The 22,740-nt window shown below is 68.1% G+C and carries 18 protein-coding genes and 1 pseudogene; all 19 read right to left on the minus strand.

Features of this window, described 5'->3' with window-relative positions:
* Window positions 1-129 precede the first annotated feature (129 nt).
* A pseudogene (locus tag A7X97_RS21300) lies at window positions 130-2,232 on the minus strand (methyl-accepting chemotaxis protein); the annotation flags it as partial.
* A gap of 372 nt (window positions 2,233-2,604) precedes the next feature.
* A complete protein-coding gene (locus tag A7X97_RS21305; protein WP_111008421.1) occupies window positions 2,605-4,593 on the minus strand; it encodes a chemotaxis protein CheA in 1,989 nt (662 codons plus the stop codon).
* A gap of 45 nt (window positions 4,594-4,638) precedes the next feature.
* Window positions 4,639-5,004, minus strand: a complete 366-nt coding sequence (locus A7X97_RS21310) for a response regulator (protein WP_005409521.1) — start codon at window positions 5,002-5,004, stop codon at window positions 4,639-4,641.
* Window positions 5,001-5,309 (minus strand): STAS domain-containing protein, encoded by a 309-nt coding sequence (locus A7X97_RS21315; protein WP_061478730.1) that lies wholly within the window; start codon window positions 5,307-5,309, stop codon window positions 5,001-5,003. Before A7X97_RS21315 ends, A7X97_RS21310 begins: the two co-directional genes overlap by 4 nt.
* Before the next feature lie 289 nt (window positions 5,310-5,598).
* Window positions 5,599-6,858 carry a chemotaxis protein CheW gene (locus A7X97_RS21320; protein ID WP_111008422.1) on the minus strand — a complete coding sequence of 420 codons (1,260 nt, stop codon included), beginning with the start codon at window positions 6,856-6,858 and terminating at the stop codon, window positions 5,599-5,601.
* A complete protein-coding gene (locus A7X97_RS21325; RefSeq protein WP_069138615.1) occupies window positions 6,855-7,637 on the minus strand; it encodes a ParA family protein in 783 nt (260 codons plus the stop codon). Before A7X97_RS21325 ends, A7X97_RS21320 begins: the two co-directional genes overlap by 4 nt.
* Before the next feature lie 4 nt (window positions 7,638-7,641).
* Entirely contained in the window at window positions 7,642-8,658 is a 1,017-nt protein-coding gene (motD, locus tag A7X97_RS21330; RefSeq protein ID WP_088497671.1) for a flagellar motor protein MotD, read from the minus strand.
* 1 nt (window position 8,659) lies between these two features.
* On the minus strand, window positions 8,660-9,400 hold the full coding sequence (locus tag A7X97_RS21335; protein WP_049413360.1) for a flagellar motor protein: 741 nt from the start codon (window positions 9,398-9,400) through the stop codon (window positions 8,660-8,662).
* 90 nt (window positions 9,401-9,490) lie between these two features.
* Window positions 9,491-11,350 (minus strand): chemotaxis protein CheA, encoded by a 1,860-nt coding sequence (locus tag A7X97_RS21340; RefSeq protein ID WP_088497672.1) that lies wholly within the window; start codon window positions 11,348-11,350, stop codon window positions 9,491-9,493.
* Window positions 11,351-11,352: 2 nt separating this feature from the next.
* Window positions 11,353-11,958 carry a protein phosphatase CheZ gene (locus A7X97_RS21345; RefSeq protein ID WP_032129220.1) on the minus strand — a complete coding sequence of 202 codons (606 nt, stop codon included), beginning with the start codon at window positions 11,956-11,958 and terminating at the stop codon, window positions 11,353-11,355.
* A complete protein-coding gene (gene cheY, locus A7X97_RS21350; protein WP_005413247.1) occupies window positions 11,958-12,350 on the minus strand; it encodes a chemotaxis response regulator CheY in 393 nt (130 codons plus the stop codon). Before cheY ends, A7X97_RS21345 begins: the two co-directional genes overlap by 1 nt.
* Window positions 12,351-12,407: 57 nt before the next feature.
* Window positions 12,408-13,151: an RNA polymerase sigma factor FliA gene (locus tag A7X97_RS21355; RefSeq protein WP_053498623.1), complete on the minus strand. Its 744-nt coding sequence runs from the start codon at window positions 13,149-13,151 to the stop codon at window positions 12,408-12,410.
* Complete coding sequence (locus A7X97_RS21360) at window positions 13,148-14,035, minus strand: MinD/ParA family ATP-binding protein (RefSeq protein ID WP_072166952.1); 888 nt, start codon at window positions 14,033-14,035, stop codon at window positions 13,148-13,150. The genes A7X97_RS21355 and A7X97_RS21360 overlap by 4 nt, the downstream gene beginning before the upstream one ends.
* Window positions 14,022-15,650, minus strand: a complete 1,629-nt coding sequence (gene flhF / locus A7X97_RS21365) for a flagellar biosynthesis GTPase FlhF (protein WP_088497673.1) — start codon at window positions 15,648-15,650, stop codon at window positions 14,022-14,024. Before flhF ends, A7X97_RS21360 begins: the two co-directional genes overlap by 14 nt.
* Window positions 15,651-15,795: 145 nt before the next feature.
* On the minus strand, window positions 15,796-17,856 hold the full coding sequence (gene flhA, locus A7X97_RS21370) for a flagellar biosynthesis protein FlhA (RefSeq protein ID WP_172412159.1): 2,061 nt from the start codon (window positions 17,854-17,856) through the stop codon (window positions 15,796-15,798).
* A 44-nt stretch (window positions 17,857-17,900) separates the two neighbouring features.
* Entirely contained in the window at window positions 17,901-19,031 is a 1,131-nt protein-coding gene (gene flhB, locus A7X97_RS21375; protein ID WP_088497675.1) for a flagellar biosynthesis protein FlhB, read from the minus strand.
* Between the two features lie 207 nt (window positions 19,032-19,238).
* Entirely contained in the window at window positions 19,239-21,371 is a 2,133-nt protein-coding gene (locus tag A7X97_RS21380; protein WP_088497676.1) for a putative bifunctional diguanylate cyclase/phosphodiesterase, read from the minus strand.
* A 278-nt stretch (window positions 21,372-21,649) separates the two neighbouring features.
* Window positions 21,650-22,441 carry a flagellar biosynthetic protein FliR gene (gene fliR, locus A7X97_RS21385; protein WP_049412889.1) on the minus strand — a complete coding sequence of 264 codons (792 nt, stop codon included), beginning with the start codon at window positions 22,439-22,441 and terminating at the stop codon, window positions 21,650-21,652.
* A gap of 13 nt (window positions 22,442-22,454) precedes the next feature.
* Window positions 22,455-22,724: a flagellar biosynthetic protein FliQ gene (locus tag A7X97_RS21390; RefSeq protein WP_005413254.1), complete on the minus strand. Its 270-nt coding sequence runs from the start codon at window positions 22,722-22,724 to the stop codon at window positions 22,455-22,457.
* Between the last annotated feature and the right edge of the window lie 16 nt (window positions 22,725-22,740).

Below are 22,740 nucleotides of genomic sequence, written 5' to 3' on the forward strand. Positions count from 1 at the left end.
ATAAATGAAGTACTGTAGCGTTGGACGCTGCCGGCCAGCGGCCGGCACTACCCCAGTCCGCCCTCCACGGTGGTGCCGGCCGCTGGCCGGCAACCGGATCCCTCAGGCCGCGCGCGCCAACGCGTCCTGCGCTGGCGCCGTGGCCGACAGGTCGAACACATCGACCGCATCGATCAACCGGTTCGCCTGCTGTTCCAGGCTGCGCGCCGCGTCGCTGGCTTCCTCCACCAGCGCGGCGTTCTGCTGGGTGGTCTCGTCCATCTGCACCACGGTCTGGTTGACCTGCTCGATGCCCGCGCTCTGTTCCTGCGAGGCAGCGGAGATCTCGGCCATGATGTCGGTCACGCGCTGCACCGAGGCGACGATCTCGCCCATGGTGCTGCCGGCCTTGTGCACCAGCGCCGAGCCATCGTTGACCTTGCCGACCGAGTCGTCGATCAGGCCCTTGATCTCCTTGGCGGCAGCGGCCGAGCGCTGGGCGAGGGTGCGCACTTCGCTGGCGACCACGGCGAATCCGCGACCCTGTTCACCGGCACGCGCGGCTTCCACGGCGGCGTTCAGCGCCAGGATGTTGGTCTGGAAGGCGATGCCGTCGATGACCGAGATGATCTCGGCGATCTTCTTCGACGAGGCTTCGATGGCGGACATGGTGGTGACCACCTGGCCGACCACTTCACCGCCCTGCGAGGCGACACCGTGCGCGCCGATGGCGAGCTGGTTGGCCTGGCGGGCGTGTTCGGCGTTCTGGCGCACGGTGGAGGTCAGTTCCTCCATCGAGGCTGCGGTTTCTTCCAGGTTGGCGGCCTGCTGCTCGGTCCGGCGCGACAGGTCGCTGTTGCCCGAGGCGATCTCGCCGGCGGCCAGGGTGATGCTGGAGGCGCTGGCCTGGATCTGGCCGACGATCTGGGTCAGCTGCGCGACCGTGGTGTTGGCATCATCACGCATGCGGGCGAACACGCCATTGAACTGGCCTTCCATGCGCGCGGTCAGGTCGCCGGTGGCGATCGACTGCAGCAGCTGCGAGAGCTGGCCGAGGTTGCCGTCAGCCACCTGCATCATGGTGTTGAGGTGCTCGATCATCAGCTTGAAGTCGTGCTGGAACCGCTGTGCGTCGCCGCGCTGGCTGAAGTCACCGGCGGCGGCCGCCGCAGCCAGGTGCTGGATCTGCGAATTGATGGCCAGCAGGCTGGCCTTGGCCGCGTCCATGGATTCGTGCAGGATCGCGCGGCTGCCGGGCAGGCGGCGTGCATCCGGGCTCAGATTGCCGATGGCGTACTGGTTGAGTACTTCAATGGCATCGACGATCGCATCGAGGTGCTCGAAGATCACCGTGTTGATGCCGTTGGCCAGCTGGCCGTAGACACCCGGGAAATCTTCCGGGATGCGATGGCTGATGTCCGGGCCAGCGTGCATCTGTGCCATCAGCTGTGTCTGCTCGCTGAAGCGTCGCAGCATCGCCGTCATCTCGGCGGTGGCAGCGAGCATCCTGCCGGCTTCATCGTTGCTGGTGGCCTGGGTGCTGACGCTGAGATCACCGCGGGCAACGGCCTGGATGGCATGCACGGCCTTGCCGAGTGGGCCGGTCACTGCACGCGAGATGACGATGGCCAGCGCGGCAGCGACCAGCGACAGCAGCACGATGCAGCCGATGATGGCAATCATGCTGGTGCGGTGGGTGGCGTTGGCGTCGGCGATCTTGCGGTCCATCTGGCCGGCGATGTGGGTGCCCAGTGCCTTCATCGCAGCGAACACGTCGCGACGCGCCGGGCGTGACTGTTCGTCGGAGATCTGCCGCGCCAGGACGCCGTCACCGGCGGTCACGGCGTCGCGCATCGCCTTGTTGGCGGCGAAGTAGCGGTCGAGCTGTGCGCTGGCTGCGCGATACAGTTCACGCTCCTTGTCCAGCGCCGGCAGCGCCGCGTACGCCGCCAGTTCGTCATGCACGGCCTTGGCGGTGTCGTTCATGCGCTTGTTGTAGTCGGCCACCTTTTCCGGCTGGTCGAGCATGCTCAGCTGGGCCAGTTCGTAGGTGCGGAACTCGCCGAGCTGCGAGCGGGCCTCGCCCAGGTGCTGGACCGAGGGGATATCGTTGCCAGCCATGTCGCGCAACTGCGCGTTGGCCTCGCTCAGGCGCACCAGTGCGAAGGCGCCGAGGATCAGGGTCATCAAGGTGGTGAGGGTGAACCCCACGGCCAGCTTGCGGGCGATGGGCAGATCTTGGAACCACTTCATGCAGGGTGCTCCAGGTGGGCAGAGTGCCGGCGTCTGTGCGCCGGTTTGGGGGTGGTTGCAGAGCGAACGGGGGTGCCCGGTGGGGTTCGGTGACGACCGTCAAAGCGAAATAACGGCGCCGTCCGCGCGGACTTTATGGACGCAGATCACATTCGGTTGCGTAGGGATGACGGCGCGAAAGTGCTGTCCTGGCGGGGCTTGCGCTCGGATGACGTGGTTGCGCGCGAAACCATCGCCTCGACGGAGTTCACAGAAGGGATGGGGTCAGATCCCTTTTCCCTGAAAAGGGATCTGACCCCGGCTGGAATGGAGCACACAAACAAAAACCGCCGCCCCGAAGGGCGGCGGTCCATGACCCGCATGCGGCGTGGATCAGGCGGCCTGCGGCATCCGCAGTGAGCGCACCAGTCCGCCGATGTCAACGATCAACGCGACGCGGCCGTCGCCAAGGATGGTGGCACCGGACACCCCGCCGATACGGCGGTAGTTGTTCTCGATGTTCTTCACCACCACCTGCTGCTGGCCGACCAGTTCGTCCACTTCCAGCGCGATTTTCTGGCCATCGCCTTCCACCACCACCACCAGCGATTCGCTGCCCGGTGCGCGGTTGCCGTAGCCGTAGTACTCGCTCAACGACAGGATCGGCAGGTACTCGCCTCGCACGCGCAGCACGCGGCCTTCGCCGGCCATGCTGCGGATATCCTCGGGCTGCGGCTGCAATGCCTCAAGCACGTAGGCAAGCGGCAGGATCAGGGTTTCGCCGGCCACGGCCACAGTCATGCCATCGAGGATGGCCAGGGTCAGCGGCAGGCGGATCAGCGTGCGGGTGCCGGTACCGAGGCTGCTTTCGATCTGCACCTCGCCGCCTAGTGCCTGGATGTTGCGGCGGACCACGTCCATGCCGACGCCGCGCCCGGACAGGTCGGTGACCGCATCGGCGGTGGAGAAGCCAGGCTGGAAGATCAGGTCCCAGACCTGCGAATCGGTCGGGTTGTCCGGCACGGCCAGGCCGCGTTCGTGGGCCTTGGCGAGGATCTTGGCGCGGTCCAGGCCACGGCCATCGTCGCTGACTTCGATGACGATATGGCCGCCTTGATGCGAGGCCGCCAGCGTGATCGTGCCGGTCTCATCCTTGCCTCCACCGCGACGTACGTCGGGCATTTCCAGGCCGTGGTCGATCGAGTTGCGCACCAGGTGCACCAGCGGATCGGCGATCTTTTCGATCAGGCCCTTGTCCAGTTCGGTGCCTTCGCCGACGGTGCGCAGGCGCACCTGCTTGCCGAGGCGGCTGGACAGGTCGCGGACCAGGCGCGGGAAGCGGCGGAACACCGCATCAACCGGCAGCATGCGCACGCCGATCACCGCTTCCTGCAGGTCGCGGGTGTTGCGTTCAAGCTGGTCCAGCCCGGCGAACAGGCTCTCGGCGTGGACCGGGTCCAGCGCATGCGAGACCTGCTTGAGCATGGCCTGGGTGATGACCAGCTCGCCGACCAGGTTGATCAGCGCATCGACCTTGTCGACGCTGACGCGGATCGAGGTTTCCGCTTCCTGGCTGGCACCACCGCTGGCGGCAGGCGCGGCAGGTGCAGACGGTGCCGCTGCGACCGGAGCGGGAGCCGCAGCGGCCGGCGCCTGCGTGGCCAGGCTCGGCGGCGCGGCGGGACGGATGTCCAGCTCGCAATCGTCCAGCACCCAGGCGAAGGTGTCTTCGATCTTGCTGCGCGGCACCTTGCCGACCAGGCCCAGATCCCACGCAAGATGGGCTTCGAGCGGATCAAGCTGGGCGAAGCCCGGCAGGCGTTCCATGCGCGCAGCGACCTGCAGCGAACCGAGGTGTTCCAGTTCGCGGATGATGCGCAATGGATCGTTGCCGCTCATGAACAGCGACGGCGCCGGGGTGAAGCCGATCTGCCAGGCTTCCGGCGTATCGTCCACCTTGGCTGCCGCGGCCGCCGGGGCGCTCGCTGCGGCCTGGCCGGAAAGAACCGCTTCCAGGCGCGCTTTCACCGCAGCGACTGCGGCGGGATCTGCGGCTTGGCCGTGTTCGGCTTCGCGCAGCAGGGCGCGCAGCACGTCCACCGAGGACAGCATGGCGTCGACGGCTTGGCCTTCCAGGACCCGCTTGCCGGCGCGCAGCTCATCGAGCAGCGTTTCCAGCACGTGGGTCAGGCCGGCGATCGCGTCGAAGCCGAAGGTGCCGGCGCCGCCCTTGATCGAGTGGGCGGCGCGGAACACCGAATTGATGATCTCCGCGTCCTGCTGCCCCGATTCCAGGGCCAGCAGGCCAGCCTCCATCGCATCGAGGCCTTCGCGGCTCTCCTCGAAGAAGGTGGCGTGGAAGCGTTGCAGGTCCATGCTCATGGCAGTGGTGATCCGGAAGCGAGGAGGGGGAGCGGCGCCGGGCGATCAGCCCAGCACTTTCTGCACGGTGGCGACCAGCTGTTCGGGATTGAACGGCTTGACCAGCCAGCCGGTGGCACCGGCGGCCTTGCCTTCGGACTTCTTGTCGGCGGCCGATTCGGTGGTCAGCATCAGCAGCGGGGTGAACTTGTAGTCCGGCAGCTGGCGCAGTTCGCGGATCAGCGCGATGCCGTCCATGTTCGGCATGTTGACGTCGGTCACCACCGCATTGAAGCGCTGGCCCTTGGCGCGACCGAGCGCGACCGCGCCGTCTTCAGCTTCTTCGACGGCAAAACCGGCCGAGGTGAGGGCGAAGGACACCATCTGGCGCATCGACGCCGAATCGTCCACCACCAAGATACGTGCGCTCATGCAGCGTTCTCCACAGATTTCAGGTTGTCATGGGTTACGTCCAGGCCCAGGGCCTGGGTGACGCCCAGCAGGCGCGCGGCGTCACTGAAGGTTGCAGTGCAACCGTGGAAGCCGGTGCCCAGGCCTGCCTCGCGGCGGGCCTGCACGAACGCACACAGCACCTGCACGGCGGCCGTGTGGATGCGGGCGACCTGGCTGGCATCCAGGGTCAGCTCGCCAGCCTGCTCCACGAGGGGGGCGAGGCGGTTCTTGAGCTCGGTAGTGCTCTCGATGCCGAGATCCCCACCCAGTTCGACAGTGCTCATCGTTGCTCCGGACAAACGGTTCCGTGATCCATAACGGCACCCCGGTGGGGTTCTTTAGAAGAATCGACGCGGTACGTCGATGCGGTCGCTGTCCAAGAGGGGACGGAGGGGATCAAGTCGCAAGCGAGCTGGCTCTACTGCAGTCCCCTCGGCAACGGTGACCGCGCAGTGGGGACGTAAGGTGTTGATCCAACGGATCAACTCCTTGCGTCCCCGACAGGCACCGCTTCGGTGCAAAGCACCGAGCCACTTGCGACTTAATCCCCTCCGTCCCCTTTTTCTTGGCGGCTCAGCTCAACAGCCGGGTGGCGTCGAGCAGGATCATCGGCCGCTGGCTGACCCGGGCCACGCCGCGGAACAGGTCGTTTGAGATCTGGCAGATGCGCGCGGTATCGGGCGGTTCGATCTGCGAATCGGTGAGGTTGGCGACATCTTCGACCGCTGACACGCGCAGGCCGATGGTCTCGCCGTCCTCCTCCAGGACCACGATGCGGGTCTGCGCGTCGTCCTCGGCGGCGGCCGCGCCCAAGTGCAGGCCCAGGTCCATCACCGGGACCACCTGGCCGCGTAGGTTCATGATGCCGAGCATGGCCGCTGCAGTGCCACGCAGCGGCAGCAGGGGCACCGGCAGCACCACTTCCTGCACCTTCAGCAGTTCCAGCGCATAGGCCTGGGTGCCGCAGCGAAGGCGCAGCCAGCGCGAAGTGCGTTCGCCGGCGCGTCGGTTCTGCGGGTGCGGGCTGCGGGCCGGTTGGTGGGCCTGCGCCTGCAGCTCCTGCCAGGTGCCGGGACGGTTGCCTGCCGGGGCATCGACGGCGACGCGCGGCGGCGGAGTGGCGGTGCGCGCCGCCGGGGCCGGAGCTGCAGGTGCAACCGTGGGGGCGACCGGTGCTGCGACCACGGCGGGCGGTGGCGTGGCTACGTCTTCGCCACCCGCGGCCGCCTCGAACGCGGCCTGCAGGCCGGGGCTGTCGGTGTGGGCGAGGCGATGGCTGTCCGCCGGATCGGTTTCGTAGATCACCTCGTCCGGCAGGTCGTCCCAGGCAGGTTCCGGACCGGCGTTTGCAACGACGGCGGGTGCCGGCGCGGTTTCGTGGATGACCTCCTCAGGCAGGTCATCCCAGGTCGGCTCGCGTCCGGAAACCGCTTCTCCCGCCGGACCCGGCCCAGCGCTAGCGGAGGCGGCAGCGCTCTCGAAGGCCGCTTCCAGCACCGCGTCGTCCGGGCTTGGTGCGGCGGCGACGGATTCTGTTTCGTAGATCACCTCGGCGGGCAGGTCATCCCAGGTGGGTTCGCGCGTGGGTGGTGCGGCGCTCTCGAAGGCGGCTTCCAGCGCAGCGCTGTCCCCGCTGGGCGTGGCGGCGATGGTTTCGGTTTCGTAGATCACGTCGGCCGGCAGGTCGTCCCAGGTCGGTTCGCGTTCGGCGACTGCTTCGATCGCCGGGCCTGGCCCGGCGCCTGCGGGCGGCAGAACGGCAGGCGGCGGCGCGACCATCGCCTCCCCCAGCAGTTCGTCCAGGTAGTCGTCGAGGATGCCGGTACTGTTCATGCGGCCTGCTCCAGGGCGCGGGCATCCTCGCCGAGGATCCAGTTCAAGGCGCGCCGGTAGGCGGCCAGGCCACGGCCCGGGTAGTCCTCGCCAGCGCTCGGCAGGGTCAGCCCGGCGGCGTTGCTGATGCGGGTATCGATCGGAATGGCGTCTTCCCACACGCGGTTGCCGTGGCGATCCTGCATGGTGCGCAGCGATTCGTTGCCGGCGCGGGTGCGGCGGTCGAACAGGGTCGGCAGGATCGAGATCGGCAGCGGGCGGCGGCGCGAACGCTCGACCATCTCGCCGGTGCGGACCATGCCATCCAGGCCGTGCAGTGCCAGGGGCTCGGCCTGGGTCGGGATGATCAGGCGATCGGCGGCAGCCAGTGCGTTGATCATCAGCAGGCCGAGGGTGGGTGCGCAGTCCAGCAGGATGTAGTCGTGCTGGCCCTGGTGGCGCGCCAGCGCGTTCTGCAGGGCCAGGCCGAGGCCGGGCTGGTTGGCGCTGCGGCGTTCCAGCGTGGCCAGCGCCGACTGTGCGCAGACGTAGTCCAGGCCATGGATGTTGCTGGCATGGCAGAGGCCGGACAGGTCCGCTGGCGGTGTGCCGAACAGCTCCAGCACGCCGGCCGGCGGCGGGTCCACCGGCACGCCGAAGGCGCGGCTGAGCGAGGCATGCGGATCGAGGTCGATCAGCAGCACGCGATGGCCGAGTGCGGCCAGGCCGCGGCCGAGGGCGAGGGTGGTGGTGGTCTTGCCGACTCCGCCCTTCTGGTTGGCGACTGCCCAGATGCGCATCGGATTACTCCTTCATTGCCGGGGGAACGGCGGCGCCGACGCGGCTGCCAGCCGGCACCGGCGGCAACTTCACCGGTGCGATGGGGGAGGTGGGGGCGCTGGCCGGAGTTGCGGCGGCCTGTTTGGTGACGGTGCTGTCGGTGGCGCCGGTGGCTGCGTTCAGGCGCTGGCCGAGCGGATCCACCGAGTGCGACGTGTCGGCCAGGATGATGACCATCACCCGGCGGTTGCGGTTGCGGCCCTGCGCGCTGTCGTTCTCTTCGCGCGGGCGGAACTGGCCATAGCCGACCATCGCCAGCCGCGACGGCTGCACGCCCTGGTCGGCGAACAGGTGCACCACGCTGGCGGCGCGCCCGGCCGACAGTTCCCAGTTCGACGGGAAAGTCGCGGTGGCGATCGGCACGTTGTCGGTGTGGCCTTCCACGCGCACGCTGTTGGGCACGTCGCGCAGCACCTCGGCCAGGCTGGCCAGGGTCTGCCGCGCATGCACGTCCAGCGCGGCCGAGCCGGTAGGGAACAGGATATCGCTGTTGATCTCGACTTCGATCCACAGTTCGGTGCGGCGCACGCTGATCATGCCGCGGTCGATCAGCGGCGCCAGTGCGGCGGTGAGGCGATCGGCAATCGTGTTGAGCTGGCGCTCGGCACGGGCGATCTGCTCCTGGTTGTGCACTGACACCGGCATGCGCATCTGCGAGGCCATCGACGGCAGCAGGGTCGGGTCGTGCGAGGGCGCCGGCGCGGAGGGACCGATCTTGGTGCCGGACTTGATCACCGAGGGGCTGTCCCAGCCGCCGCCCTGCACCTGCTTGTTGCCCACCTGCACCGGGTTGATGGTGCGCGGTGCGCCACCGAAGGCATCGGTCAGCGCGTCGGCCATGATCCGGTACTTGCCCTCGTTCACCGAGGAGATCGCATACATGACCACGAAGAAGGCGAGCAGCAGCGTCATCAGGTCGGCATAGGGGATCGCCCATGCTTCGTGGTTGGCGTGCTCTTCGTGGTGCTTGCGGCGGGCCATGTCAGTGCAGGAAGCCGGAGAGGTTGGTTTCGATGTTGCGCGGGTTCTCGCCCTGGGCGATCGAGATCAGGCCTTCGATGACCATCTCGCGGTCGCGCGTGTTGTGCGAGATCACACTCTTGAGCTTGGCGGCGATCGGCAGGAACAGCAGGTTGGCCGAAGCGATGCCGTAGATGGTGGCGGTGAACGCGGCGGCGATGCCGTGGCCGAGCTTGCTCGGGTCGGCCAGGTTCTTCATCACTGCGATCAGGCCCAGCACGGCACCGATGATGCCCAGCGTCGGTGCATAGATGCCCATTGCTTCGAACACCTTGGCGCCGGCCTGGTCCTGGTGCTCCTGGCTGCCCAGTTCGATTTCCAGCATGTGCCGCATCGATTCGGGCTCGACGCCGTCCACCAGCAGCTGCAGGCCCTTGCGCAGGAACGGGTCCTGCTGTGCTTCCACCTGCGATTCCAGGCCCAGCAGGCCCTGGCGGCGGGCGATGTTGCTCCACTCGACGATCTGCTGGATCAGCTCGCGGCGGTCGCTGTGCGGTGGACGCACGACCCAGCGCACGATGCTGAACGCATGCTTGAACACCGCCGGCGAGGTGTGCAGCAGGATCGCAGCGACGGTGCCGACGATGACGATCACGAACGCCGCAGGCGACCACAGCGACGCCAGGCCGGCGCCCTTGAGGATGCTGCCGCCGACCAGCGAGGCCAGGGCGAGAAAGAGTCCAATGAGGCTGAGTCTATCCATGGATCCGGTATCGGCTTGTATGAATGGGACTTGAGACACCGGTACGGGCTACTGGTGCGACTTCACAGTTTTACGGGTTCAGCAAGCGGGTCAGTCGTGCGGGCTGCGCAGGCCGTCCACATCCAGGATCAGTGCCATGCGACCATCGCCGATCAGGGTTGCACCGGCGTAACCGCGCAGGCCGCGCAGGGCTTTCGGCAGTGGCTTGATGACCACTTCCTCGCGCCCGCGCACCTGGTCCACGACCAGGCCGAAGCGCGCTTCGCCGGCCTGCAGCACCACGATGGTCAGCAGGGTCGAGGCGGCCGGCGTCACATCCAGCCACTGGCGCAGATCGACCAGTGGCAGCGTATGCGAACGACGGTCGAGCACGGCGCGGCCATCGAACCAGCCCAGCGAGGTGCGCGGCGCGTGCAGCACTTCCATCACGCGCGCCAGCGGCAGTGCATAGACGTCCTCGCCGGCCTGCACCAGCAGGGTCGGCAGGATCGCCAGGGTGAGCGGCACGCGGATCAGGAAGCGGCTGCCACGGCCCAGCTCGGACTGGATCTGGATCTGGCCACTCAGTTCGCGGATGCGCGACTGCACCACATCCATGCCAACGCCACGGCCGGAGATATCCGTGACCTGCTGCTTGGTCGAGAAGCCGGGCAGGAACACCAGGTGCAGGCACTCCTCGCTGCTCAGCCGCGCGGCAGCTTCCGGATCGATCAGGCCCTTCTCACGCGCCTTCGCGCGCAGCTTCTCCGGATCGATGCCGGCACCGTCGTCCTGCACTTCAATGCTGACGTAGTCGCCTTCCTGCTGGGCCGACAGGCGTACATGGCCCATCCGCGGCTTGCCCTGTGCTTCGCGCAGGTCGGGCATTTCCACGCCATGGTCGATGGCGTTGCGGACCAGGTGCACCAGCGGGTCGGCCAGCGCTTCGACCAGGTTGCGGTCGAGCTCGGTCTCGGCACCGATCAGCTCCAGGTCCACTTCCTTCTTCAGCGAGCGGGCAACGTCTCGGGCGACCTTGGGGAAGCGCGAGAAGACCTTGCCCACCGGCTGCATGCGGGTACGCATCACCGCCGACTGCAGGCGCGCGGTGGCGATGTCCAGGGTCGACACGGCGCGGTCCAGTTCCTCGTCGCGCAGGCGCGCACGCAGGGTCTTGAGCCGGTTGCGCGACAGCACCAGTTCGCCGATCAGATTGACGATCGCGTCCAGGCGCTTGGTGTCCACGCGCACGGTATGTTCGGCTTCGGCCAGCGGCTTGGCGGCCGGCTTGGTCGCCGCTGCAGTTGCCGGTGCGGCCGGTGCGGCCAGTGGGCGTGGTGCCGCGATCGGTGCGGGCGCTACCGCAGCGATGGGCTTGGCGCCGGGTGCGGCGCCACCGTGCAGCTGGTCGAGCAGGGCTTCGAACTCGTCTTCGCTGATCAGGCCGTCGTCAGCCTTCTTTGCCGGCGCGACCGCAGTCGGCGCGTTACCACCGTGCAGCTGGTCGAGCAGGGCCTCGAATTCGTCGTCGGTGATCAGGTCGCCGCTACCGGCCGCCGCTACGGCGGTCGGGGCGGCCGGCGCGGTGGCGCCTCCGTGCATGTCGAACTGGGCGATCAGCTCCGGCGGCGCATAGCCCGGCTCGGTGCCGGAGGAAACTGCATCCAGCATCGCTTGCAGGTAGTCCAGCGATTGCTGGGCGGCATCGAAGTGATGGGCCTGCAGCACGGCCTGGCCCGCGCGCGCGATGCCCAGCGCTTCTTCGGCGGCGTGGCACAACTCGACCATGGCGGTGACGCCGAGGAAGCCGGCGCCGCCCTTGAGCGTGTGGTAGCCCCGGAACACCGCGTTGAGCTGCTCGGTGTCCTGTGGTGCCTGCTCCAGCGACACCAGCTGTTCGCCCAGGCGATCCAGGATTTCCTGCGCCTCGATGATGAAATCGGCAGTGATGTCGTCGGATACCGCGCTCATGCTTACAGCCCCAGGTCCGACAGCAGGTCGTCGGCGTCGTTCTGCGAGACCGCGTGGCGGTCCAGTCCCTTCAGTGCCGGCCCGGCCAGTTCCGGATCGGTGCGATGCTGTTCCGGCGGCAGGCCGAGCGCGCCGAAGCCCTCGTGCACGCGGCGGACGATGCCGACCACGCGACGGATGATCTGCCCGGTCAGGTCCTGGTAGCTCTGGGTCAGGGCGATCTCGGTGAGGTTGTGGCGGATGCGCTCGAGCTGTGCATCCTGGCCGGGCTGCAGGCCTTCGGCGCGCAGCTGTTCGGTCAGGCTGCGGCATTCCTCGGCCAGGTCCAGGGTGCGGTGCGTCGCCTGTTCGGTCATCGCCACCACGTGGTCCAGGCGTGCGCAGGCATCGTCCAGTTCGCCGGCCTCGCTGGGCACGGTCGGCAGTTCGCCCAGGGCCTGCCCGAGCTCGCGGGCCAGCCGCGAGAGGCCGCTCATCATCGGCTGCGTGCGCAGCGCGACCAGTCCGTCGATGCGTTGCCGCCAGGCGGTTTCGTCACCGGACTCCAGTGCGTCCAGTGCTTCCTGCAGGCGCAGGGCGAGGGCATTCTTGTCGACCGTGGTGTCCATCAGGCGCTGGCCGCCAGGCGTTCGAAGATCTTGCCGAGCTTCTCTTCCAGCGTCTGCGCGGTGAACGGCTTGATGATGTAGCCGTTCACCCCGTTCTGGGCCGCTTCGATGATCTGCTCGCGCTTGGCTTCGGCGGTGACCATCAGCACCGGCAGGGTCTTCAGCTTGGCGTCGGCACGGATCGCCTTGAGCAGCTCGATGCCGGTCATGACCGGCATGTTCCAGTCGGTGACCACGAAATCGAACGGCTGGCTCTGCAGCAGCGACAGCGCGGCATGCCCGTCCTCGGCTTCGGCGGTGTTGGTGAAGCCCAGATCGCCCAGCAGGTTCTTGACGATGCGACGCATGGTCGAGAAGTCGTCGACGATCAGGATGCGCATGTTCTTGTTCAAAGCAGAGTTCCTTTGTTGTTCATTCCGGGCGGCCGCGGGCAGCTGCCTCGGGGATGTTCATTCTTCGAGGCCGGCGTCGACGGCCTCGAATACCTTCAGCCGGCCGCGCAGGCGCAGCACCGCCTGGCCGTGGATCTGGCAGACCCGCGACTCGCTCACGCCGAGCACCGCGCCGATCTCCTTCAGATTGAGTTCCTGCTCGTAGTAGAGCGAGAGCACCAGCTGTTCGCGCTCGGGCAGATGGCCGATGGCCTTGCCCAGCTCGCGGCCGAACTCGCTGCGCTCCAGCACCTGCTGCGGGGTCGGGCCACCCTGGGCGACCGTGTCCAGCTCGCCCTGGTCCTCGATGCGCGACTCCAGGCTCAGCACCTGGCCACGCGCAGCGTCTTCCATCAGGCGCAGGTACTCGGGCAGTGGCATCTCCATCGCGGCGGCCACTTCGGTGGCGCTGGCGGCGCGGCCGCTGCTCTGTTCCAGGCGGCGGATGGTGGCCGCAGCATCGCGTGCACGGCGGTGCACCGAGCGCGGCACCCAGTCGCCACGGCGGATCTCGTCGATCATCGAGCCACGGATACGGATCGAGGCATAGGTCTCGAACGAGGCGCCCTGGTCGGCGTCGTAGCTGCGCGAAGCCTCGATCAGGCCCATCATGCCCGCCTGGATCAGGTCGTCGACTTCGACGCTGGCCGGCAGGCGCGCGGCCAGATGGTGGGCGATGCGCCGCACCAGGTCCGAGTGCTGGGCGATGACGTCGTTGGCCGCCGAGCGCTGGACTTCCCTGTACTGGGCCGCGCCTTTCATGCCGCCACCCCGCGCTGCTTGAGGATGCGTTCGAGGAAGAACTCGACGCCGCCGCGTGGTTCGGTGGGCGCCTGCCAGCGGGCCGTGCGGCGCGCGATCTCGGTGATGGCCAGTGCGGACGGGCTGGACGGGTAGGCCTTCACCACCGGCTGCTGGCGCTGCACCGACAGGCGCAGCCAGTCATCCTGCGGCACGCAGCCCAGATAGTTCAGCGAGACATCGGCGAGGAACTTCTCGCAGACGCGGGTCAGCTTCTCGTACAGTACGCGGCCCTCGTTGGGGTCGCGCACCATGTTGGCCACCACCTGGACGCGGTCCACGCCACGTTCGCGCGAGAGCACCTTGATCAGCGCGTAGGCGTCGGTGATTGAAGCCGGCTCGTCACAGACCACCACCACGGTGTCCTGCGCGGCCTGGCAGAAGGTCAGCACGCCGTCGGTGATGCCTGCGGCGGTGTCCACCACCATGATGTCCAGCTCGCGTTCCAGCTCGGAGAACACGTTGACCAGGCCGACGTGCTCGGCCGGGGCCAGCTCGGCCATGTGCCGGCGGCCGGACGCGGCCGGGACCACCAGCACGCCGTTCGGGCCTTCGACGATGACGTCGTCCAGCGAGCAGCGGCCGGCAACCAGGTCGGCCAGCGTATAGGTGGGGTTCAAGCCCAGGATCACGTCGATGTTGGCCAGGCCGAGGTCGGCGTCCAGCAGCAGCGTGCGCTTGCCCATGCCGGCCAGCGCCACGGCCAGGTTGGCCGACACGTTTGTCTTGCCCACGCCGCCCTTGCCGCCGGTCACGGCGATGGTGCGCACAGGGCCGAGCGGCTCGCTGCGGGTGGCCGACAGCGGGAAGGTCTTGGTCAGCTTGGCGTACTCACGCGACGGCATGGTTCAACTCCGGGTTGCAGGGCATATCGGCCGCTCGGCGCAAATCTTCAAGGCGAAGTACGAGATTGGCCGCACTGGCCCGGTGCAGGTCGTCCGGAACGTCCTGGCCGTCGGTCACCCAGGTGATCGGCAGGGCGTGGTCCACGGCCACCGACAGGGCGTTGCCGAAGCGGCCGGTTTCGTCCAGCTTGCTCAGCACCAGGCCCTGCAGATTGGCGGCACCGAAGCGGCGGACCACCTCGTCCATGTCGCCGAAGCTGGTGTTGGCCGGCAGCACCAGCAGGGTGCGCACCTGGCGCGCGGCGCGCAGCCACTGCAGCTGGGCGGCCAGCGCGCGGTCGCGCGGGCCCAGTCCGGCGGTGTCGATCAGTACCAGCTTGTAGTCCTTCAGGCGTTCCAGCAGCTGGTCCAGGTCGGTGCCGCTGTTGGCCTCGTGCACGGCGATGCCGAGCTGCCGGCCGTAGCCATACAGCTGCTCGCGGGCGCCGATGCGGGTGGTGTCGGTGGTGACCAGAGCCACGTCACGCGGCGCGTGCTTCTCGGCGAACCGCGAGGCCAGCTTGGCGATGGTGGTGGTCTTGCCGGCGCCGGTCGGGCCCACCAGCGCGATCACGCCGCCTTCCTCCAGCGGGTCGACCGGGGCAATCGGCAGCTTGCGCGAGATCAGCCCCAGCATCAGGCCGCGGCCTCGGTGCGCCTCGGTCTCCAGCGGAATCTGCATGGCGACGTCGCGGGCCAGGCCAGCATCGAAGCCGTACTCGTCCATCAGGTCCAGCGCGGTGGCGCGCACCGGGCAGCCGCGCAGGCGCTCGTCGGTGAAGCGGTTCATTTCGCGCTCGATCACCTGGCGCATGCCGGCCACTTCCTGGCGCAGCTGGCGGATCTCGGCGTCGTCCTGGGCGACCACGGTCAGGACAGGGGCTGGGGCGAGCGTCGGCGTCGGCGCGGCTTCGACGGTGGCATCGGCCAACGCCGGTTCGCTGACGGCGACCTCCGGCTGCGTTTCAGACGAGGCTGCGGTCGGCAGCGGTGGCGGCTGCACCGCCGGCGCCACGCTTTCGTGATGCGCCTCGTGCGGCGGATCGATCTGGAAACGGGCGCGGTTGGCCGGCGCGGCGACGGTCGGTGCCGGCGCCGGAGCAACGATGGCCTCGGCGAACGGGGCGAAGATCTGGTCCGGCAGTGCCGGTTCATTGACGGCGGCGCGTGCCAGGGTGGCGGCGAAGCCGGTGCTGCCGCGGGTTGGCACGATCTCGTCGGCGCTATCGAGGGTGCGGCCGGTAGCGCCCACTGCTGCACGGGCGAGGGCGGCCACCGCCGAGGTGGTGGCGGCAACCGGTTCCGGTGCCGGGGTGCTGCTGCGGCGGCGGGTGACGGCGGCGATCACCGCGTCGGCGGCGGTGCGCGGCTTGGGTGCCGGCGGCGGTGCGACGTCGCGGCGCGAGGCTTCCAGCGCACGCTGCACCGCGCTCTCGTCGTAGTTGGCGGCGGCGACGATCTCGATGCCTTCCTCGATCCGGCGGTTGGACAGGATCACGGCGTCAGGACCATGCTCCTTGCGCACCAGGTTCATGGCCGAGCGCATGTCGGCGGCGACGAATCGTTTGATTTTCATGCTGTGGTCACGAGGCGAAGACGGCGGGGTGGCGGTCGGGGAACTCGGGTGGTCGGTGGTCTGCACGGTGCGGGTTCCCCTTGGTGTCTGTCTGTTGCGTTGGTTCGAAAGTGGTGTCTGTTTTCTGGCGCATCGGCGGGCGGCGTCAGCTGATCGTTCCGACCAGCTTCAGGCGCTTGTCCTCCGGCACCTCGCTGTAGGCCAGGACCGACAGCGAAGGAACGCTGTGGCGGACCAGGCGGGCCAGCGCGGCGCGCACCGGGCCAGGTACCAGCACGACCGCGGGCTCGTTGCGGGCTTCCTGCTTGCTGACACATTCGGCCAGGCTCTGGTGCAGTCGCTCAGCGAGTCCGGGTTCCAGCGCGGCGCCGTTGCCCTGCGTGGACTCCTGCAAGACACGTTCCAATTGCGGGTTGAGGGTGAACACCGGCAGCTCCGCCGACATTCCGGCGATCTCCTGCACGATGAAGCGGCCCAGTGCGGTGCGCACCGCGGCGGTCAGCACGGCCGGGTCCTGGCTGCTGGGCGCATGTTCGACCAGTGCCTCGGCGATCTTGCGCAGCTGGCGGATCGGAATGCGCTCGACCAGCAGGTTCTGCAGCACGCGCACCACCGCCGACAGCGGCAGCGCCTTCGGCGTCAGATCTTCGACGAGCTTGGGTGCGCTCTTGGCCAGGTTGGCCAGCAGGTGCTGCACTTCCTCATGGCCGAGCAGCTCGGGTGCGTGTTCGCGGATCAGGTGCGACAGATGGGTGGCGACCACGGTGGCCGGGTCGACCACCGTGTAGCCCAGCGTTTCGGCCTGGGCGCGCTGGTGCGGCTGGATCCAGGTGGCATCCAGGCCGAACGCGGGATCCTTGCCGGCAATGCCCTCCAGTGCGCCGAGCGCGCTGCCCGGATCCAGGGCCAGCTCGCGGTCGGGGTGGATCTCGGCGGTGGCCACCGGCACGCCATGCACCAGCACGCGGTAGCCGTTGGCCGGCAGTTCCAGGTTGTCGCGGATGTGCACCGAGGGAATCAGGAAGCCGACATCCTGGGTCAGCTTGCGGCGCACGCCCTTGATGCGCGCCATCAGTTCGCCGCCCTGGTTGCTGTCCACCAGCGGAATCAGCCGGTAGCCGACCTCCAGGCCCAGCGGATCGACCGGGCGCAGCTCGTCCCAGCTCAGTTCGGCGGTCGGTGCCGGCGCGGCGGGGCGGCCCAGCGCATTGAGCGCGGCGGCGTCATTGCCTCCCGCTGCCGGATCGGTGGCGGCGGTCTTGCCCTTGCGGTAGACCTTCCAGGCGATGAAGCCGAGGATCGCGGCCAGCGTCAGGAAAGCGACGTTGGGCATGCCCGGCACCAGGCCAACGACGCCGATGATGCCGGCGGTGATCGCCAGCGCGCGGTACTGGCCGAACACCTGCCCGGTCATGGCCTGGGCCATGTCCTGCGAGCGCGAGGCGCGGGTGACCAGCATCGCCACCGCGCTGGACACCAGCAGTGCCGGCAGCTGCGCCACCAGGCCGTCACCGATGGAGAGCAGGGTGTAGGTGGCAGCGGCGTCGCCGAACGGCATGCCATGCTGCAGCACGCCCACGGCCAGGCCGCCGAGCATGTTGATGAACAGGATCAGGATGCCGGCGATGGCGTCGCCGCGGATGAACTTGCTGGCACCGTCCATTGCACCGTAGAAGTCGGCTTCCTCGCGGACTTCCTCGCGGCGCAGCTTGGCTTCCTCGCGCGTCAGCAAACCGGCGTTGAGGTCGGCGTCGATCGCCATCTGCTTGCCGGGCATCGCGTCCAGGATGAAGCGCGCGGTCACTTCCGAGACGCGGCCGGCGCCCTTGGTGATGACCACGAAATTGATGATGGTCAGGATCGCGAACACCACGATGCCGACCGCATAGTTGCCGCCGATCACGAATTCACCGAAGGCGGCGATGACCTTGCCCGCAGCGTCGTGGCCGTTCTGGCCGTTGAGCAGGATCACGCGGGTGGAGGCCACGTTCAGCGCCAGCCGCAGCATGGTCGTGATCAACAGCACGATCGGGAAGATGGTGAAGTCCAGCGGGCGCTTCACGTAGACCACCGCCAGCAGCACCATCAGCGAGATGGCGATGTTGAAGGTGAACAGCGCATCAAGGACTGGCGCGGCCAGCGGCACCACGACCATGGCCAGCAGGGCCAGCACGATCAGCGGCGCGCCAAGGCCCTGGCGGATCATTTCCAGGGCACGGCGGGTGTTGAATCCGGTGGCGGGCTGGGCGCTCACGGGCGGCCTCCCTTGCCGAATTCATCCACCTGGATGTGCGGGGCGTCCGGCATCGGGCCAGTGCGCCAGGCGCGCAGCTGGTAGACGTAGGACAGGACCTGGGCGACGGCCGAATACAGTCTCACGGGGATTTCCTTTCCGAGTTGGCCTTCCCGATACAAGGCGCGTGCCAAAGGCGGGGCAGAGACGATCGCGACCTTGTTGCCGTCGGCCACTTCACGGATGCGCAGGGCGGTCTCGTCCACGCCCAGCGCGACCACGGTGGGGGCGTTCATGGCGCCGCCTTCGTACTTCAGGGCCACCGCGTAATGGGTGGGATTGACCACCACCACGTCGGCGGTGGGTACCGCTTCCATCATCCGGCGGTTGGCCATCTGCTGCTGCAGCTGGCGGATGCGGCCCTTCACCTCGGGGCTGCCTTCGCTTTCCTTCATTTCCCGGCGCAGTTCTTCACGGGTCATCTTCAGCTTGCGCATCCAGTTCCAGCGCTGGTACGGGGCATCGATGGCGGCCAGCACCAGCATGGCGCCGGCGGTGGCCAGCAGCAGGCGCAGGGTGAAGCCGAGGCCGTCGGTGATGGCGGTCTCCAGCGGGTGGTGGATCAGGCCGCGCAGGGTGTCGAAGCCGGACCACACCACCAGCCCGGCAGCGACACCGACGAAGGCCACGCGCAGCAGCGATTTGGTGAACTCGGCGATGGCTTCCGGGCCATACAGGCGCTTGAACCCGCTCATCGGGTTCATGCGGTTGATGTCGGGCAGCAACGCCTTCTGCGACCAGCGCAGGCCGCCCATCACCAGCGGGGCGACGAAGCTGGCCAGCAGGCAGACCAGCACCAGCGGTGCGATCACCAGCATGAACTGCAGCAGCAGATCACCGAAGTGGCCGAACAGTTCCTTCGGGTTCTGCCGCAGGCTCTGCTCGGGGCTGAGCGCCTGCTTCATCCAGGCGCTGGCGCCGCGTCCGATCGAGCCGCTCATGGCCATTACCGCCAGCACGCCGGCGCCGAACACGGCGGCGGTGCCCAGTTCGCGCGAGCGCGGCAGGTTGCCCTGTTCACGGGCGTCGCGCAGGCGTTTTTCGGTCGGTTGTTCGGTCTTTTCGCCGGCGGATTCGTTCTCGGACATCACGGGTACTGCGGCAGGGGTTGCCGGAGGGCGTGCAAGAACTGTTCCACGCATGGCGTGGATCAACCGACGACCCTTTTGTAGAGCCGGGCCTATGCTCGGCTGCGGTTGGGTCCAGGCGCGAAGCGCAGCCGAGCGTGGGCTCGGCTCTACAGGAGGGTGCCGCAGGAATCGTTCCGTGATGGCAGGTGGTCGCGCTGCCCGGCGCTATCCGGGCGGGTGTTGTTGCGGCGGGCTCTGCGCCAGCTCCACCCGCGGCCGCGGCAGGTCGTGCAGCTGCATGAAGCGCGCCGCGTCGACCGGGCGGCCGAGCAGGTAGCCCTGCAGGAAGTCGCAGCCCAGGCGCTCCAGGTAGGCGCGCTGCGCGGCGGTTTCCACGCCTTCGGCGACGATGTCCATGTCCAGTGCATGGCCCAGCGCCACGATCGCCGAGACGATCACCACGTCCTCCGCACTGTGTTCCAGGTCACGCACGAACGCGTGGTCGATCTTGATCTCCGTGGCGGGCAGCCGCTTCAGGTACAGCAGGCTGGAATAGCCGGTTCCGAAATCATCGATGGAGATGCCCACGCCCAGCGCCGACAGCGCCTGCAGCAGGCGAAGGCTGGCATCGGTATCGCGCATGACCGTGCTTTCGGTGATCTCCAGCACCAGGTGGCGCGGGGCAATGTCGTAGCGTTCGATCACTTCACGCACATCCTGCAGCAGGTGTGGCGAACTGAACTGCACCGGCGACAGGTTCACCGACATCGACCAGCCTTCATGCCCGGCGTCGCGCCAGCGCCGCAGTTGCTGGCAGGCCTGGTCCAGTGCCCAGCGACCGATCTCGTTGATCGCGCCGCTGCGTTCGGCCAGGCGGATGAAGCGGTCCGGTGGGATCAGTCCGTGCTCCGGGTGTTTCCAGCGGATCAGCGCTTCGGCACCGGCCACCTTCTGGGTGGCCACGCGGATCTTCGGCTGATAGTGCAGGAACAGCTGCTCGCTGCCGATCGCACGGCGCAGGTCGGCCAGCAGCCGGAACTGCTGCTCGGCACTGTCGTTCATCCAGTCGGCGAACAGCACGAAGGCGTTGCGTCCGGATTCCTTGGCCTGGTACATCGCCGCGTCGGCGAAGGCCATCAACTGGCGCTCGCTGGCAGCGTGGTCGGGGCAGATCGCCACGCCGATGCTGGCAGTCACCTGCAGTTCGTTGTCCGGCAGCAACGGGCCGCTGCCCACCGCCTGCAGGATGCGCCGGGCGAGGGTGGGCAGGTCCTCGTCGTGCTCGATGCGCACCACCAGCACGAATTCGTCGCCGCCCAGACGGGCCAGCATATCGTTGGGCCGGAGCAGCTGGCGGGTACGCTCGGCCACCGCCACCAGCAGTGCGTCGCCGGCCTGATGGCCGTAGGCATCATTGACCTGCTTGAATCCGTCCAGGTCCATGAACATTACCGCGAAACGGCTGCCGCCCTGTTCGGCTTCTGCCAGCGCCTGCACGATACGCCGCTGCAGCAGCAGGCGGTTCGGCAGGCGGGTCAGCGGGTCGTGCAGCGCGGCTTGGGTCAATTCCTGCTGGGCATCGGTCAACGAGGTGCTCAGCATCGAGTTGCGCAGCCGCAGCAGCTGCGCCTCCACACGCTGGTCCAGCCACGAGACCACCAGCACCACCGCCAGGATCGCAACCGTCAACACCACCACCAGCATCGCCAGCCACTCGCTCTGCAGGCCGTCACCGACCGCCGCGCCGCAGATGCTGCCTTCGGGGAAACGCGCGGCCGCCATGCCGGTGTAGTGCATGCCGACGATGGCCAGGCCGAGCAGGCCGGCGGCCGCCAACCGGTCACCGACGCGGGTGCGCTGCGCGCGCAGGCGGAACGCAACGTACAGCGCGGTCCATGAGGCGGCCACCGCCACCACCAGGGAGAGCAGCAGCCAGCCCGGGTCGTAGTCGATCCCGGGCTGCATGCGCATCGCTGCCATGCCGACGTAGTGCATGCCGGCAATGCCGGTGCCCATCAGCAGGGCGCCGACCGCCAATCGCGGGTGGGGCAGGGTGCGCAGCGAGACCAGCCACAGTGCGAACACCGACGAGGCGATCGCCAGGGCCAGCGAGAGCAGGGTGATGGGAAGGTCGTAGCCCAGTGCAATGGGCAGATCGAAGGCCAGCATGCCGATGAAGTGCATCGACCAGATGCCCAGGCCCATGGCGAATCCGCCCCCCAGGCGCCACCACCAGGCGGCTGCCCGGCCCGGGGCGGTGACCGTGCGCCCGGCCATGGCCAGCGCTGTGTACGACGCCATCACGGCGACCAGCAGTGAGATCGCCACCAGCCACGGGTTGTACGTGCCTACCAGCATTCGTCAGTCTCCCGGACCTGCCTGTCGACGGAAACCACGGTGGGGCATGCATGAGGCAGGCCAACGCGAACGGGCGTCGGCCAGGTGCGGCATCCCCCCGGTTGCCGCGCATTCACTCTAACGCGCAGACCCGGGGGGACTTCAAGCGGCAATCCGTGAAATTGCGCCCCTGTAGAGCCGAGCCCATGCTCGGCTGCCACTCCTGCCGAAGGCAGCCGAGCATGGGCTCGGCTCTACAGAAACAAATGCATGGCAAGCAGTAGAACGTGACGACCGGGTCAGCGTGTGACCGCGTCCGCGGCCTGGAAGGCGGCGTCGAACAGGCGCTGTACCGGCGGCCCCATTTCCCCGGCCAGCAGCGCCAGGAGGAACAGGCCCAGCAGCAGCGAAACCGGCAGGCCCAGCTGGATCGGGTTCAGCGCAGGCGCGGCACGCGCCAGGACACCGAAGGCCAGATTCACCGCCAACATCGCCACGGTCAGCGGGATGGCCAGGCTCAGCGCGCCGCGCAGCACGGTCAGCAGGAAGGTCGGGGCGATGCTGAAGAAGGCATGGGGATCCGGCAGCGGGGCGCCAATCGGCAGCGCGCGATAGCTGTCCACCAGCAGCGAGATCAAAGCCAGGTGGCCGTTGGCGGTGAAGAACAGCAGCCCGAACAGCAGGTAGAACCACTGTCCGATCACGCCGGAGGTACCACCGCGCAGCGGATCGCTCATCTGCGCGAAGGCCAGGCCGGTGCCCTGCGCGATCAGTTCGCCGGCCATCGCGCCGGCTTCGAACACCAACCGCAGCATGAAGCCGATGGATACGCCAATGGCCAGTTCACGGGCAATGGTCAGCACCGTAGCCGCGTCGAAGCCGGTCCAGTCCGGTACCGGGGGGAGCAGCGGGGCCAGTGCGATGGCCAGGGTGCCGGCCAGCACCACGCGCACCCGCGATGGCACCGCACGCGTGCCGACCATGGGCATGGCCATGGCCACTGCGCCGATGCGCAGCATGGTCCACAGCACCGTGCCGATCATGCCGAAGGCCTGCAGGCCGTCGGCCGCCATCTGTGTCGCGGCGTCCATCGAAGCGCGTGCCCTAGCCGATCAGGTGTGGGATGCGCTGGAACAGCAGCGTGGTGAATTCAACCAGGTGGCCGATCAGCAGGCTGCCCAGCGCGAACAGCACTGCGGTCAGCGCTGCCGCCTTGGCAACGAAGGCGATGGTCGGTTCGTTGAGCTGGGTCGCGGCCTGCACGACACCAACCACCACGCCCACCACCAGTACGGTGAGCAGCAGCGGGCCGGCCACCCACAACACGGTGATCAGGCCGCCACGCAGTTCAGTCAAGGCAAGTTCGGGAGACATTCGGATTCCATCTGCT

The sequence above is a fragment of the Stenotrophomonas sepilia genome, from assembly GCF_003244875.1.
GTDB lineage: Bacteria > Pseudomonadota > Gammaproteobacteria > Xanthomonadales > Xanthomonadaceae > Stenotrophomonas > Stenotrophomonas sepilia.

Excerpts from the sequence above, each read along its gene's own strand:
- A7X97_RS21335 (WP_049413360.1), bottom strand. The coding sequence starts at position 9,400 with ATGGATAGACTCAGCCTCATTGGACTCTTTCTCGCCCTGGCCTCGCTG.
- A7X97_RS21320 (WP_111008422.1), bottom strand. The coding sequence starts at position 6,858 with ATGAACAGTACCGGCATCCTCGACGACTACCTGGACGAACTGCTGGGG.
- A7X97_RS21355 (WP_053498623.1), bottom strand. The coding sequence starts at position 13,151 with ATGAAAGGCGCGGCCCAGTACAGGGAAGTCCAGCGCTCGGCGGCCAAC.
- flhA (WP_172412159.1), bottom strand. The coding sequence starts at position 17,856 with ATGATCCGCCAGGGCCTTGGCGCGCCGCTGATCGTGCTGGCCCTGCTG.
- A7X97_RS21325 (WP_069138615.1), bottom strand. The coding sequence starts at position 7,637 with ATGCGCATCTGGGCAGTCGCCAACCAGAAGGGCGGAGTCGGCAAGACC.
- A7X97_RS21390 (WP_005413254.1), bottom strand. The coding sequence starts at position 22,724 with ATGTCTCCCGAACTTGCCTTGACTGAACTGCGTGGCGGCCTGATCACC.
- A7X97_RS21380 (WP_088497676.1), bottom strand. The coding sequence starts at position 21,371 with ATGCTGGTAGGCACGTACAACCCGTGGCTGGTGGCGATCTCACTGCTG.
- flhF (WP_088497673.1), bottom strand. The coding sequence starts at position 15,650 with ATGAAAATCAAACGATTCGTCGCCGCCGACATGCGCTCGGCCATGAAC.
- A7X97_RS21305 (WP_111008421.1), bottom strand. The coding sequence starts at position 4,593 with ATGAGCATGGACCTGCAACGCTTCCACGCCACCTTCTTCGAGGAGAGC.
- A7X97_RS21310 (WP_005409521.1), bottom strand. The coding sequence starts at position 5,004 with ATGAGCGCACGTATCTTGGTGGTGGACGATTCGGCGTCGATGCGCCAG.
- A7X97_RS21345 (WP_032129220.1), bottom strand. The coding sequence starts at position 11,958 with ATGGACACCACGGTCGACAAGAATGCCCTCGCCCTGCGCCTGCAGGAA.
- motD (WP_088497671.1), bottom strand. The coding sequence starts at position 8,658 with ATGGCCCGCCGCAAGCACCACGAAGAGCACGCCAACCACGAAGCATGG.
- fliR (WP_049412889.1), bottom strand. The coding sequence starts at position 22,441 with ATGGACGCCGCGACACAGATGGCGGCCGACGGCCTGCAGGCCTTCGGC.
- A7X97_RS21315 (WP_061478730.1), bottom strand. The coding sequence starts at position 5,309 with ATGAGCACTGTCGAACTGGGTGGGGATCTCGGCATCGAGAGCACTACC.
- A7X97_RS21340 (WP_088497672.1), bottom strand. The coding sequence starts at position 11,350 with ATGAGCGCGGTATCCGACGACATCACTGCCGATTTCATCATCGAGGCG.
- A7X97_RS21360 (WP_072166952.1), bottom strand. The coding sequence starts at position 14,035 with ATGCCGTCGCGTGAGTACGCCAAGCTGACCAAGACCTTCCCGCTGTCG.
- flhB (WP_088497675.1), bottom strand. The coding sequence starts at position 19,031 with ATGTCCGAGAACGAATCCGCCGGCGAAAAGACCGAACAACCGACCGAA.